This window comes from Ruthenibacterium intestinale (assembly GCF_040096265.1).
Taxonomy (GTDB): domain Bacteria; phylum Bacillota; class Clostridia; order Oscillospirales; family Ruminococcaceae; genus Ruthenibacterium; species Ruthenibacterium komagatae.
This window is the reverse complement of sequence record NZ_JBBMFA010000072.1, coordinates 1-14361: the sequence shown is the minus strand read 5'-3', so window position 1 is coordinate 14361 and position 14361 is coordinate 1. Positions and strand designations below refer to the sequence as shown.

Sequence of the window (14361 nt, the reverse complement as noted above, 5' to 3'; positions counted from 1 at the left end):
GCGCGGAAGATGATAAACTGGCCGGGCTGCGCTTTATGAGCCACCAGCGGTGCTTCGATCACCATTTTGGTGACCGTAGGGTTCAGCGCTTCCTTCTCTAAAATTTTGTACATAGCGTTCCTCCGTTTTCACAAAAAAGGCGCGGTTTGCGAAAACCGCGCCGGATGGCGTTACAGTACAGCCACACATTCGATTTCCACAAGCGCGTCCTTGGGGAGCGCGGCTACCTGGAAAGCAGCCCGAGCAGGGTACGGCTCGCTGAAGAACTGGGCGTACACCTCGTTCATGGCGGCGAAATCCGCGATGCTTTTCAGCAGCACGGTAGTTTTGACCACCTTGCTCATGTCCGTGCCCGCCGCTTCCAGAATGCTGCGGATGTTGGTCAGGGACTGGCGCGTCTGCGCCGTGATATCGTCGCTGGCAAAGGCGCCGGTGGCGGGATCGATGGGCAGCTGGCCGGACACATAGATCGTATCGCCGGCTTTCACCGCCTGGGAATAAGGGCCGATAGCGGCCGGGGCTTTTTCCGTGGAAATTGCGTTGTTCATAAAAAATCCTCCTGTTTGTAAACTGTCAGCGGCCGCGCCGGATCACCTGTCCGTTCAGCGCGCCCGTGTGCCGGCCGTGATCCACGGCCAGCGCACCATTGACGATCACATAAGCGATGCCATCCGGGAACTGGATGGGATCGGTGAAAGTACCCCGGTCGATGACCGTTTCGGGGTCGAACACCGTGATATCGGCGCGCATGCCCTCGCGGATGAGACCGCGATCCCGCAGAGACAGGACCTCGGCGGGCTTGCCCGTCATTTTGCGTACGGCCTGCTCCAGAGTAAGCACGCCCTCTTCCCGGACGTACTTGCCCAGCACCCGCACAAAACTGCCGTACAGGCGGGGATGGGGCTTGCCCGGGCAAAGCAGCCCGTCGGTGCACACGTTCATCTCCGGTCGCTGCATGAAGCGCTTCACATGCTCCTCGGTGCCGTAGAAGTCCACCATGCCCACGGCGTTCTCCTCCTGCATCAGCAGATCAAAGGCGGCTGTGTAGGGGTCCGTTCCACGCTTTTCGGCCAATTCCGTGATGGAAAGGCCCACCGCGTCGGCGTTTTGTTCTGTCTTGACACTGGTGACGTAGATGTTTTCAAACCCGGCGAAATCCACGAAATTGTCCCAGCCGGGAATGCCGTGTTCCATGTCGTAGACCATTTTTTTGCGCAGTTCGGGGTCGGCCAGCCGCGCCACGGCCTTGTCGGTTCCGCCGTCGTGCACCCACGGGGGCAGAATGGCGCCCATCATGGTGCTGCCGGCCACGTAGGGATACTGGTCGAAGCTGACCGTGATTCCCTCCGCTTTGGCCTGCTCCAAAAGTTCCAGTACGGCGTCGATCTTGTCCCAGTTCTGCTTGCCGCACACTTTGAAGTGGCTCCAGTGCACCTTCACGCCGGACTTACGACCGATCTCGATGACCTCTTTCATGCTGTCCAGAATGGTGTCCGCCTCGCTGCGCTGATGGATGACGAACACACCGTCATACTCGGCCACCACCTTGCACATCTCGATGATCTCGCGGCTTTCCGAGTAGGCGCAAGGGATGTAGATCAGCCCGGTGGACAGGCCCATGGCGCCCGCCTCCATCTCCCGGCGGGTGATGGCACGCATTTTCTCGATCTCTTCCTCAGTGGGCAGGCGGTTGTCCAGTCCCATGGCCTCCATGCGGATGTTGCCGTGGGGCACAAGATACATTTCATTGAGGCCCGGGTGCGCAGCCTCGATCATATTCAGATAATTTTCCGTGGTGCCGAAGGTCCAGTCGATATCATCGCTGTCACCATCCAGACCCGCCAGATTTTTGCGCCAGGGGCTGATGTACTGCGCGGGCAGCGGCGCCAGCGAGACACCGTCCTGCCCCAGCAGCTCGGTGGTAATGCCCTGCATGACCTTGGGCAGCACCTGCGGGCGCAACAGCACGTCCAGATCGGAGTGGCTGTGGGTGTCGATGAAGCCGGGGGCCACCGCCAGGCCTGACACGTCCAGCGTGCGGTCGGCGGAGCCCAGGTCATGACCCACGGCCGCAATCTTCCCATCCTTCACCAGCACGTCGGACTCATAAGCGGGCGCGCCCGTTCCGTCCACGACCCGGCCGCCTTTCAAAAGCAGAGAAGCCATTGTCTTTTCGCTTCCTTTCTTATTTCAGCAGCGCCTTCATCACGCCGGTATAGCAGTCGCACACCTTCACCAGCTGGTCGATCTCGATGTACTCGTTGATGGTGTGGGCCAGGTTCTCGCGGCTCGGTCCAAGGCCGAAGGTCTTGATGCCCGCCTCGCCCGCGTAGTGGCTGCCGTTGGTGCAGAAGTTGTACTGGGTGATGCCGGGCTCATATCCCATGGCCTTCAATTCGGCGTACACATCCTGTACGAAGGCGTCTTTCTCGTCGTACAGCCAGCCGGGGAAGAAGCGCTCACCCTCGATCTCGTTGCCCGTGTGGCACATCTGCCGGCCCACCGCATAGCTGGCCTTGACCTTCAGCTGGTCGTCCTCGGCCATCAGTTTTTCCAGCAGCGCGTTGATGGGCGCCAGCACGCTCTCCTTGGTCTCGCCCACCAGCAGGCGGCGGTCGTAGGTGGCACGGCAGTACTCAGGCACCACGGACGCACCGGGATACGGGGCGGACTTGATGTCGGTCAGTTCCAGAATGCCGTCACCCAGCACGGGGTGATGGGTGGGCTCCAGCGTGCGGATGGCCTCGATGACCTTAGCCATCTTGTACACCGCATTGATGCCCTTTTCGGGGTTGGCGCTGTGGCAGGGTTTGCCGAAGGTCTCCACCACGATCTCGGCGCGGCCGCGCTGGCCGATCTTCAAATTCAGCTGGCTGGCCTCGCCGATGACCACATAATCCGGCTTCACATAGGCGCTGATCTCCCGGGCGGCCACGCCCTCGAAGCACTCCTCATGCACCACACCCGCCACGTAGATCTCACCGGCGAAGTCCCGGTTGGTCGCCTTGGCAAAGTTTGCAGCAGCACAGGCCATGGCGGCCACCGCTCCCTTCATGTCGGAAGTTCCGCGGCCATAGATCTTGCCGTCCACGATCTCAGCGGCAAAGGGGTCGTGCTCCCAGGTGGCGGGGTCGCCTACCGGCACAGTGTCGATGTGGCCGTCGAACAGAATCTTCGGGCCGGGGCGGCTGCCCTTGATGCAGCCGATCACGTTGCCATATTTGTCCACATGCACGCTGTCGAAGCCGTTGGCCTCAAAAAACGCTTTCAGGCGTTCCACCACGCCGTCCTCATGGCCGCTGGTGCTGGGGGACTGGACCAGGTTCTGGCACAGGGCCACCACTTCGTTTTTCTGCAATTCGTTCAACATCACACATTCTCCTTTCCGTCGGTTCCCTCTTCGTACACTTTGGAATATTTGCCGCCCCAGACGACTTTGCGGTAGTTGTCCTTGTCGGTGTCGCCCTCGGTGCTGATAAACAGCACCCGGCTGTTTTCGTCCAGATGCAGCTTCTCTTTCAATTCAGCCAGGCTTTGCCGCAGCAGAATGTTGGACACACAGCCCACTGTGGCCGCGCCTGATTCGCCGGAGACGATGGGCGCGTCGCCGCGCACGGGCGCCGCCAGGATGCGCATACCGTCGGCCGCCGCGTAATCCGGGCAGCTGATGAACGCGTCGGCGCAATTTTTCAGCACTTCCCAACCGATGGTGCACGGTTCGCCGCAAGCCAGCCCTGCCATAATGGTATCCATGTCGCCGGTCACGAAATGCAGTTTGCCGTCCCGGGCTTCGGCGGTGCGGAACACACAGTCGGCCTTGTTCGGCTCGATGATGGTAATGAACGGACGATCCTTTCCGTAGTACGAGGTCAAAAAGCCTGTCATGGCACCCGCCATGCTGCCCACGCCCGCCTGCAGGAACACGTGGGTGGGCTTTTCGGCACCCTGAGCCTCCAGCTGACGCACGATCTCATAACCCATGGTGGTATAACCCTGCATGATCCACAAAGGAATATCGGTATAACCTTCCCAGGCGGTATCCTGCACCATGACCCAGCCCTTTTCCTCTGCCTGCCGGTTGGCAAGACGCACAGCCTCGTCGTAGTTGAGATCGGTAATGGACGCATCCGCGCCCTCGGCGCGGATGTTGGCCAGGCGTTCGGCCGCGGAGCCCTTGGGCATATAAACCACGGAGTGCTGTCCCAAACGATTGGCCGTCCAGGCCACGCCGCGGCCGTGGTTTCCGTCGGTGGCGGTGACGAACGTTACGTCCCCCAGCTTGGCACGCACTTCCTGGGACAGAATGCGGGAAGCAGGTAGTTGTGCAATGTCCTCGCCCAGCCTTTTGGCGATGTAACGGCCCAGCGCATAGCTGCCGCCCAGCACCTTGAAGGCATTCAGTCCGAAGCGGTAACTCTCGTCCTTCACATGGACGGACGCGACGCCCAACGCCTTGGCAAGGCCCGGCAGACCTGTGAGAGGTGTTTCAGCGTACACGTCAAAGCTGGCGTGAAAGTCGTGAGCCTTTTTGGCCTCGGCCTCGCTGAACGCGGACAGATCCGTTGCGGGCACGTCCTGACGGGGATAGGTGACGATTTTAAATGTTTCCTTCATAACTCAAGTCTCCTTTTTTTCCTTTGGCAGGATCAAATTGAGTAAAATGGCAGAGAGCGCCACAACAATGACCTCGGAGCCGCCGAAGATCTGACCGATCCACGCCGGGCAGCCCGCGAATACGTTGGGCAGCTGGGGAATGCCCACCGCCAGCGCCACGCTGAGCCCCGCGATAAACGTGCTGCGGGGACTGAGTCCTTCCCGGGCCAGCATGCGCACGCCGGTCATGGCGATGGAGCCGAATACCGTGATGGTGGCACCGCCCAGCACCGGCTGAGGGATGGTGATGAGGATGGCGCTGAGCTTGGGCACAAGCCCCGCCACCAGCACCACGCCGCCCGCGATGCCGAACACCACCCGGTTGATGACTCTGGTGGTAACTACAATACCCACATTTTGGCCGGCGGTGGCCACGGGCACGCCACCCAGAATGCCGCCCAGCAGGCTGCACAGGTTGTTGCCGATGACGCCACCGGTGATCTCCGCGCTGGTGGCCGGCCGCTCAAAGGCGCCGTTGGCCGTGGCCTCAAACTGGCCAATGTCCTGCACGGCGTTGACCATGAACACAATGCCCAGGCTGATAATGGCATTCAGATGAAAAGCCGGCGCAAAGTGGAAGGGCTCCGGCAGCTGCACCCAGCCCGCCGTGCCCACTCCGGAGAAGTCGATGCCTCCCCACAGCACTGCGGCCAAATAGCCCACCACCATTCCAATCAGCGTGGCACTGGCCTTGACCATGCCTTTGCCGAACTGTCCGGCAACGATGACGGCCACCAGCGTGATCAGGGCCAGAATCCAGTTCCGTGCGCTGCCATAGGACGGGTCGGACGCGACACCACCCGCCATGTAGTTGACGGCGGTGTCGTACAGAGAAATGCCGATGGTCAGCACCACGCTGCCCGTGACGATGGGTGGAAACAGAAAGCGGATCTTTTTGAATATCAGACCCACAATCATGCCCATGCACGCGCCCGCGATCTGGGCGCCCGCCAGCCCAGCCATGCCGGACTGCTCCACAATGGTGCGAAGCGTGGGCAGAAAGGCGAAGCCGCTTCCCACCATGACAGGCAAGCCGCTGGAGATAAAGCCCTTGACGCCGAAGGCCTGCAGCAAGATGGCCAGCGCCGCCACCAGCAGGCTGCCCTGCACCATGATGATCTGGTCCTGTTCAGAGACGCCTGCGGCAGCCGCCACGATCATGGGCATGGAGATGCAGCCCACCACCATGGCCACCACATGCTGCAGTGCAAGAGGGATGGCCTCGCCCAGGGGCGGCACGCCGCTTTGGGTGTACAGCGCGCTTTGGGCCGTGCTTTGTTTGGTGCTCATTTGCGCACCTCCTTTTTGTAGAAGGTGTCGCGGATGGGCAGGCTGGTGCGCACCTGGCCGTCCACCCGGTAGGCGGCGTTGGCGCAGGCGGGCGCCGCCGGAATGGCGCTGATCTCGCCCACGCCCTTGGCGCCGAAGGTGTTCTGGTCGTCGGTTCCCTTTTCGATCAGGTGCACCTCAATGGGCGGCACATCCGTGGAGCGCAGCAGGCCCAACGTGCCGTACTTGCACTTCACATAGCCATTCTCCATTTTGAAATCTTCCGTCAGGCCGTAGCCCAGGCCCATGACCACGCCGCCCTCGATCTGACCGGCGCATGCCTGGGGATTGACCACCCGACCCACGTCGTGGGCAGCGGCCACACGGACCACTTTTTTGTTCTCGTCCATGACCACCACCTGGGCTGCGTAGCCGTAGGCCACGTGGCTGACCGGGTTGGGTTTGTCGGAGCCCATGGGGTCGGTGACGCCGGAGTACTCGCCGTAGAAGGACTGTCCCTCCAACGCCGCAAGGTCGCCGCCCGCCGCCTTCAGTGCCTGATCCAGCTGCTGCGCAGCGCGGCGGGCAGCCTCACCGCAGAACACCGTCTGTCGGCTGGCGGTAGATGTACCGGAGTTGGGGGTGATCGCCGTGTCGGCGCGCTCGTGGAAGATGCGCGCAGCGGGCACGCCCGTAACCGTGTGCACCAGCTGCGTGCAGACGGTGGCAACGCCCTGTCCCATGCAGGCGGCGCTGGTGCGGATGTGCACCACACCGTCCACCACGGCCAGCCGGCAACGGCCGATGTCGGGCAAGCCCACGCCCACGCCGCTGTTTTTCATGCACCCGGCAATGCCCGCGTAGGGACTGCTTTCAAAGACATCCTTCACCGCTTCCAGACACTCGGCATAGGCCGTGTCGTGGGACGCGATCTGGCCGTTGGGCAGTACCTGGCCGGGGCGGATGGCGTTTCGGTAGCGAATCTCCCAGGGGGAGATGCCTACCTTCTCAGCCAGCAGGTCCAGATTGACCTCCCCCGCAAAGCAGCTCTGGGTGACGCCGAAGCCGCGGAATGCGCCGCCCGGCACATTGTTGGTGTAGACGCAGATACCCGTGATGTCCACGTTCTGGAAATTGTACGGCCCGCCCGCATGAGTACAGGCGCGCTGAAGCACCGGCCCGCCCAGCGAGGCGTATGCGCCGCAGTCAGAAATCAGCAGCGCTTTCATGGCCACTAGTCTGCCTTCCTTGTCGCAGGCGGTGGTCACGTCCATCTCCATGGCGTGGCGCTTGGTGTGGATGTTCAAACTCTCCTGTCGGGAGAACTTCACCTTGACGGGTTTTCCGGTGGCCCAGGCCATCAGCGCCGCATGGTGCTGCACGCTCATGTCCTCCTTGCCGCCGAAACCGCCGCCCACCAGCTTTGTCTGGCAGCGCACCTTTTCCGGCGGGATCTGCAACATACGGCTGATCTCCTTCTGCTCGTCGTACACAGACTGGCTGGCCGTATACATCAACAAACCGCCTTCCCCGTCGGGAATGCCGATGGCGCATTCCGGCTCCATGAATGCATGATCCGTCATGGGGGTGGAGTAGTGCTGGGTGACCACGTAGGCCGCCTCGGCAATGGCCTTGTCGGCGTCGCCCCGGCGCAGCACCTGCTTTGTGAGGATGTTTCCGTTTTCGTGCAGTTTCGGCGCATCTTCCTTCATGGCCTCGCGGGGTCGGTCAACGGCTCCAGCTCCGTGTAGGTCACGTCCACCAGGTCCAGCACCTCATCCAGGGTCTCCTTGTGGTTGGTGGCCACCAGTACGATGGCGTCACCGATGTACCGGGTGCAGTCGCCCTCGGCGATCAGCACGTCCCAGTCCTGAATGATGTGACCAGTCTTATTGAAGGGCACATCCTTGGCGGTGAGGATCTTCACCACATCGGGATGGGCCAGCGCCCGGGTCAGGTCGATCTTCTCCACCCGGGCCCGCGGATATTTGGACCGCAGCGCCTTGGCATAGATCATGCCCGGCACCACAATGTCGTCCACGAAAAGCCCGGTGCCCAGCACCTTTTCCGCCACGTCCACCCGGGGGAACAGATGGCCGATGCGCGCGTCGGACCCGTCGTCGGGCACGGGCAGGTTCTCCCGGAACATTTTGGCCGCCAGCAAAATCGCCTGCTCGATGCGCACATAACCCGTGCACCGGCAGATATTGCCGCGGATGGCTTTTTTCACATCGTCGGGCGTGGGGTCCAGATTTTCGTCCAGCAGGGCCTTGGCGCAGATGACCATGCCCGGAATACAGAATCCGCACTGCACCGCGCCAGTCTGTCCGAAGGCGTACACATACACGTCGCGCTCGCGCTCAGTCAGGCCCTCCACAGTGGTGATGTGCTTGCCGTCCAGCTTTTCCAGCCGAAACACACACGCTTTGGTTTTCTTGCCGTCCACAAGGACCGTGCAGGTTCCGCACGCGCCCTCGCCGCAGCCGTTTTTCACGCTGGTCAGCCGCAAATCATCCCGCAGATAATCCAGCAGTTTGCTGTTCTTTTCGGTGTGGTACTCCACACCGTTCACATACAGAGTGTACATGCCAGCCTCCTTATCGTTTCACATACCGTCCGGCGCATACGCCCGTGGGCTCGCCGTCCTTTGCCGCCAATTCCCCGCCCACATACACAGCGCGGGGCCGTCCGATCGCCTCAAAGCCCTCATAGGGCGTATAATCCACATTCTGGTGCTGCGTCGCTGCCCGAATGGTCCAGCGCGCAGCCGGATCCCACACGGTGATGTCCGCGTCCGAGCCCTCGGCCAGGCAGCCTTTACGCGGCCACATGCCGAACAGCTTCGCCGGGTTTTCCGCCAGCAGGCGGCACATTTCGGCCGCCGTCATCTCGTCCGTTGCCACAAAGCTCGTGTAGATCAGCGCCGGGCGGTGCTCGATGCCGGGCGCGCCGTTGGGGATTTTGGTAAAATCGTCTTTTCCCAGAACCTTCTGGGTGTCAAAGCGGTAGCTGCAGTGGTCGGTGGAAATGGTGTCGATCTCGCCATTCTTTACCGCCTGACGCAGCGTCTGGCGGTCGGCCTCGCTGCGCAGCGGCGGGCTCATGATGTACTTGGCTCCCTCAAAGCCCTCCAGTGCGTAGCGGGAATCGTCCAGCACCAGATACTGGGGGCACGTCTCCGCCCAAACCGTCTGCCCCGCCCGCCGGGCGCGGCGCACCTCTTCCAGACCTTCGGCACTGGACAGGTGCACGATGTGCACGGTGCTGTCCGCCAGCTTTGCCACGGCGCACAAGCGGCGGATGGCCTCGGCCTCCACCACCGGCGGGCGCGACGCGGGATGGCCCGCCGGTCCGGTGACGCCCCGTGCCAGCTGCTCCTGCTGCAGTTCGTTGACCAGCGTACCGTTTTCGCAGTGCACCCCCAGCACCCCGTGCAAGGGCTGCAAAGCGCATAGCAGCTGATACATCTGGGCATCATCCAGCCGAAGGTTGTCGTAAGCATAATATGCCTTGAAGGACGTGACGCCCCGCTCTTTCATGATCGGCAGTTCGGCGCAGGTGCGCTCATTCCAGTCCGTGACAGCCATATGGAACGCGTAGTTGCACGCGCACTTGCCGTCAGCCTTCTGATGCCAGGCATCCAGGGCTTCGCACAGTGTATGGCCCTTGTCCTGAGTGGCGAAATCCACCAGTGTGGTGGTGCCGCCGCACACCGCCGCGCACGAACCCGATGCAAAATCGTCGGCTGTGACGGTGGTGCCGCTGTCCATGTCCAGATGGGTGTGCCCGTCGATAAACCCCGGAAACACCAGACACCCCTGCGCGTCGAACACCTGATCCTGCGCGCCCGCCTCCAGGACGGGCGCGATTTTGGTGATGACGCCGTTTTCAAACGCCAGCTCGCCCCGGCGCACGCCGTCAGGCAAAACGAGCGTTCCGTTTTTGATGATGGTCACAGTGCTCGCCTCCTCACAGGCAGTAGGCATAGTCGCGCAGCACGGTCTCCATCAGCGCCTTCAGCGGCGCATAGGTGCGGGTGTCGTCGGCCAAAATCGTCTCGTATTCCTCCTGACCCAACCGCACCTTCACACGACCCGCGGCCGCGTCCAGCACGCAGAAGCCCGCGTTTGTAGAATCGGCCATATCGGCCTCGCTGGCAAACAGCGTGAATTTATCTTTGTAAGGCGCGCTGGCATAGGGGCAGAACACAGCGCAGTTGCCGCACTCGTTACACATTTTGTCCACGTGAACGATCTGCTCCTTATCCAGACCGGGCACGCGCACGGCGATGTTGGCCCGGTTCGGGCACACATCCACGCAGTTTTCGCATACGGTCTCACATCCCAGGCAGCGGGACGCTTCCGTCTTGGCGTCCAGATACCCGCGCAGCTGGGCACGACGGGCTTTCAGCTCCGCCGGGGCGGCGTTCAGCGCAAAGTGTACGGCTTCGCCCGCGCCCAGAATGTCCCGGGCTGCGGCAGCAGCGTCCGCAATAGCCTCTACCACAGTGGCGGGGCCGCGGCGCGCGTCGCCGATCACATAGACGCCGGCCGACTTGCATGCCTCATTCGTCACGGCGCGGCCGCGCTCGTCCACGGTGACGCCATTTTTGACAAAGTACGCCGTATCCACTTTCTCGCCGATGGCGGAGATCACGGTGTCCGCAGGGAGCTCCACTGTGCGGCCCGTGGGCTGCGGGCTGCGACGACCGGAGGCGTCGGGCGCGCCCAGCTCCATGACTTCGCAGGTCAGAACGCCGCCGTGCAGTGCCTTGGGCGCCATCAGATCACAGAACTCCACGCCGTCGGCAATGGCCAGTTCCAGTTCTTCCGCGTCGGCAGGCATGTAACGTTTGGTGCGGCGGTAGACCAGGCGCACGTGCTCCACACCCTGTGCGCGCTTAGCGGCCCGAGCTGCGTCCATGGCAGTATTGCCGCCTCCGATGACCACCACATTTTTGCCCAGATTCAGCGTCTCGGGCGCATTTTTCTGTTTTTCCAAAAATTCAATTACGTTCAGCGCAGCATCCCCTTCCAGATGCAGCGCGCCGTGCTCCCAGGCGCCGTTGGCTACGATTACGTGGGTGTAGCCCTCAGCCAGCAGGGCACGGGCATCGGCCACCTCGGTGTTCAGCTTCACAGTCACGCCCAGCGCTTCCAGCATGGAGGCATCGTTGGCAATGGCCTCGTCGGAAATGCGGAACGCGGGGATCACGTGCTTGACGATACCGCCCAACGAGCCGCGCTTTTCAAACACGGTCACCTTTGCACCGCCCCGGGCCAGCAGATGCGCCGCGGCCATACCAGCGGGACCGCCGCCCACAACAGCGACATTCGCGCCGCAGGGGGCACCCGCCTTGAGCGATTTGGCAAAGGATGCAAAGCCGTTTTCCGCAGCCTCCAGCTTGGCCGCACGGATGTGCACGGACTCTTCGTAGAAGTTGCGGGTACACTTGGACATGCAGGTATGGCTGCAGATGGTGCCGGTGATGAAAGGCAGCGGATTTTTCTCGCAGATCACCCGCAGCGCTTCCTCATAGCGGCCCTCGCCCACCAGGCGCAGATACTCGGGAATGTCCTGATGAATGGGGCACTGCTCGGCGCAGGGCGCGGTGAAGCAGTCGATGAGGGGAACGTCCTTTTTCATCTTACGGCTGGGCAGCGGCTTCACGGGCTTGACGTGGTGTACGTCCGTCTTGGCCTTGGCAGCCAGCGCGCTCAGAGCCTCCACGTCCACGCCATCGAACGCTTTGTACTCCATGTTCGTCAGGATGTCCGCGATGGGGCGCAGCCGGTTGTATCCGCCGGGTTTCAGCAGGGTGGTGGCCATGGTGATGGGCCACACGCCGCAGGCGAAAATATCCGCGATGTTGTACTGGTCCGCGCCGCCGGAATAGGATACGCGCAGCTTGCCGTCAAACTCTTTTTCCACGCGCTCGGCCAGGGAGATGGACAGCGGATACAGGCTCTTGCCGCTCATGTACATCTCTTCGCCGGGCAGCTCGCCCGCGGCGATGGTCACGGGGAAGGTATTGGTCAGCTTCACGCCGAACTCCACACCGTTGGCTTCGCACAGCGCCAGCAGACGGCGGAACATGGGGATGGCGTCGGCGAACTGCAGGTCCGCCTTGAAGTGATGGTCATCGAACACGATGTAGTCGTAGCCCATGTCGTCCATGGTCTTACGGGCAAACTCATAACCCAGCAGTGTGGGGTTGCACTTGATATAGGTGTTCAGCTTTTTCTCGGTGATGAGGTAGGTGGCGATGCGCTCGATCTCGTCGGGCGGACAACCGTGCAGGGTGGACAGGGTGATGGATGTGCAGATGTGGGGGTTGATGGCGTCGATGTACGCTGCGTCCACACCGGGCAGACGGTCCAGGTTTTCTTTCGCCCAGGCGGTGCACTCGGCCCACACGGCGCTGGCAGAAGCATCCTTCATGCCTTCGATGTACTTGTCGACCTTTTCGCTTTGAATGCCCGCTAAATCGTAGCCCACGCTCATGTTGAACACAAAGCCGTCGGGCGAGCCAAAGCCCATGGATTTCGCCAGCAGCTTGATGGCAAACCAGGCCTTGACGTACTCCTCGTAGGCCTGCGGCACCCGCAGTTCGGTGCTCCACTCCACGTTGTAGCACTCGTCCTCGGCCCGAATGCAGGGTTTGGACACGGGCAGGTCCTCGCCGTCGATGATCTGCACGGTCTTTACCTCAAAGAAGCGGCTTCCGCCCACATAGGCGGCGATCAGGTTCTGGGCCAGCTGGGTGTGGGGACCGGCAGCCGGGCCAAAGGGGGTCTCGACCTGCTCGGTAAAAATGGGCAGCGTCTTGCCGCTGGTGTGATGGTACAGTTCGCTGACGCCGAAAATCGTGCCCTGGGTACGGTGCTCCTCCAGCACCCAGTTCATCAGTTCTCCAAAGGGGATGGGACGCATGATATCACTCATAAACTCTTCCTCCTGTGCTCCGTTTTGATATTCCGTTATGCCGGGACGCACCCGGTCTTGTTCCTGTGTTCAGCGGCGTTCGTTGATGCGCTTCCACAAATCGGCGGCCTCTTCCCGGCAGTGAGCCAGCACCGCTTCTTTGTCGATGCCCACCAGCGTGCGGTTTTCCATGCGCACCACGCCGTTGATGATGGTGGTCACCACATTGTGCCCGTTGCACCCGAACAGCAGATGGCTGTTGACGTTTCCGGCCGTCATAGGAGTGAGCGGTGTGTAGTCCAGCACAATCACATCCGCATAAGCACCGGGGGCCAGCACGCCCACCGGCTTATTGTAGAAGCGCGCGGCCATGCGGCGGTTGTTTTCAAACAGCATGGCAGGAATCTCGCCCCAGGCCACGTTGGGTTTGCAGGCGTTGTGTTTGTGCAGTACGTTGGCCACCTTGTAGCTCTCCAGCATATCGTTGGTGTAACCGTCGGTTCCCAGACCGATCAGAATGCCCTTTTCAAACATTTTCAGAACAGGCGGGCAGCCCACGGCGTTGCCCATATTGCTCTCGGGATTGTGCACTACCATGGTGTCAGTGCTTTTTACCAGATCCATCTCGGCCTCGTTAATGTAGATGCAGTGGCCGCAGATGGTCTTTTCGCCCAGAATGCCCATATCGTGGAGGCGGAACATCAGGCGCTTGTTGTATTTGGTCAAGCTGTCGTACAAATCGTCGATTCCCTCAGCCACGTGGATGTGATATCCCGCGCCCTCCGGCTTTTCGGCAGCGCAGTATTCCAGCGTTTCATTGGAAAGGGTGAAGGGCGCGTGCATGCCCATCATGCCCTTAACCATGTCGGTATCATCCTTCTGAGCGAAGCGAATGAAATCCACGTTCTCCTTGACGGCAGCGCGCATTTTTTCCGCACCGTCCCGGTCGCTGATCTCGTAGCACAGGTTGGTGCGAACACCGAACTGCCGGGCACTCTCGGCCAGAGCGAACAAACTTCCGGCAATCTCACCGTAGCTGGCGTGATGGTCAAACACAGTGGTCACGCCGTTCTCAATGCAGTCCAGATAGGTAGCGTCGGCGCTGGCTTTGGAGTCCTTCAGCAGCAGATGACGGTCAATGGTCCACCACTGCTGGTCCAGTACTTCCAGAAAGTTGGTGGGATTATTGCCGCGGATAGTCAGGCCCCGGGCAAAGGCGGAATAAATGTGGTTGTGAGCGTTGATGAAGCCCGGCATGATCACGCCGCCCTTGGCATCCATAAATTTTGCGTCGGGGTATTTGGCCCGCAGTGCCGAAGTTTCGCCCACCTCGGCAATCAGGTTGCCCTCAATGGCCACACAACCGTTTTCAAGGAAGGTGTTGTGTTCATCGCGCGTGACAAGACGTCCGTTTCCCAGCAGATACATTTTCATTCTCCCTTGTATTATAGAGTAGTAGTTATTAGAGCCCCTCTCCAAGGGCTGTGCTACACTGTAAGGGATGCTGTGGATTGG

At 61.3% G+C, this 14361-nt stretch carries 8 protein-coding genes and 2 pseudogenes; all 10 read right to left on the bottom strand.

The features are described 5' to 3' along the window. Window positions 1-113, bottom strand: a pseudogene (locus WMO24_RS05495) (sulfide/dihydroorotate dehydrogenase-like FAD/NAD-binding protein); the annotation flags it as partial. 57 nt (window positions 114-170) lie between these two features. Beyond that, window positions 171-548: a RidA family protein gene (locus WMO24_RS05490; protein ID WP_349215316.1), complete on the bottom strand. Its 378-nt coding sequence runs from the start codon at window positions 546-548 to the stop codon at window positions 171-173. A 25-nt stretch (window positions 549-573) separates the two neighbouring features. Then, a complete protein-coding gene (locus WMO24_RS05485) occupies window positions 574-2166 on the bottom strand; it encodes an N-acyl-D-amino-acid deacylase family protein (protein ID WP_349215315.1) in 1593 nt (530 codons plus the stop codon). 19 nt (window positions 2167-2185) lie between these two features. Next, window positions 2186-3370, bottom strand: coding sequence for a YgeY family selenium metabolism-linked hydrolase (locus tag WMO24_RS05480; protein WP_349215314.1), 1185 nt, complete (start codon window positions 3368-3370; stop codon window positions 2186-2188). Further along, window positions 3370-4614, bottom strand: coding sequence for a diaminopropionate ammonia-lyase (gene dpaL, locus WMO24_RS05475; RefSeq protein ID WP_349215313.1), 1245 nt, complete (start codon window positions 4612-4614; stop codon window positions 3370-3372). Before dpaL ends, WMO24_RS05480 begins: the two co-directional genes overlap by 1 nt. 3 nt (window positions 4615-4617) lie before the next feature. Beyond that, complete coding sequence (locus WMO24_RS05470) at window positions 4618-5943, bottom strand: uracil-xanthine permease family protein (protein WP_349215312.1); 1326 nt, start codon at window positions 5941-5943, stop codon at window positions 4618-4620. Next, window positions 5940-8509, bottom strand: a pseudogene (gene xdh / locus WMO24_RS05465) (selenium-dependent xanthine dehydrogenase). Before xdh ends, WMO24_RS05470 begins: the two are co-directional and overlap by 4 nt. Window positions 8510-8519: 10 nt before the next feature. After that, on the bottom strand, window positions 8520-9878 hold the full coding sequence (gene hydA / locus WMO24_RS05460; protein WP_349215311.1) for a dihydropyrimidinase: 1359 nt from the start codon (window positions 9876-9878) through the stop codon (window positions 8520-8522). 13 nt (window positions 9879-9891) lie between these two features. After that, a complete protein-coding gene (ygfK, locus tag WMO24_RS05455) occupies window positions 9892-12867 on the bottom strand; it encodes a putative selenate reductase subunit YgfK (RefSeq protein ID WP_349215310.1) in 2976 nt (991 codons plus the stop codon). A gap of 69 nt (window positions 12868-12936) precedes the next feature. After that, entirely contained in the window at window positions 12937-14274 is a 1338-nt protein-coding gene (gene ssnA / locus WMO24_RS05450; protein WP_349215309.1) for a putative aminohydrolase SsnA, read from the bottom strand. Window positions 14275-14361 lie beyond the last annotated feature (87 nt).

What these genes read in the sequence shown, in the direction of transcription:
- ssnA (WP_349215309.1), bottom strand. Translation starts at nt 14,274, where the DNA reads ATGTATCTGCTGGGAAACGGACGTCTTGTCACGCGCGATGAACACAAC.
- WMO24_RS05480 (WP_349215314.1), bottom strand. Translation starts at nt 3,370, where the DNA reads ATGTTGAACGAATTGCAGAAAAACGAAGTGGTGGCCCTGTGCCAGAAC.
- WMO24_RS05485 (WP_349215315.1), bottom strand. Translation starts at nt 2,166, where the DNA reads ATGGCTTCTCTGCTTTTGAAAGGCGGCCGGGTCGTGGACGGAACGGGC.
- WMO24_RS05490 (WP_349215316.1), bottom strand. Translation starts at nt 548, where the DNA reads ATGAACAACGCAATTTCCACGGAAAAAGCCCCGGCCGCTATCGGCCCT.
- ygfK (WP_349215310.1), bottom strand. Translation starts at nt 12,867, where the DNA reads ATGAGTGATATCATGCGTCCCATCCCCTTTGGAGAACTGATGAACTGG.
- WMO24_RS05470 (WP_349215312.1), bottom strand. Translation starts at nt 5,943, where the DNA reads ATGAGCACCAAACAAAGCACGGCCCAAAGCGCGCTGTACACCCAAAGC.
- dpaL (WP_349215313.1), bottom strand. Translation starts at nt 4,614, where the DNA reads ATGAAGGAAACATTTAAAATCGTCACCTATCCCCGTCAGGACGTGCCC.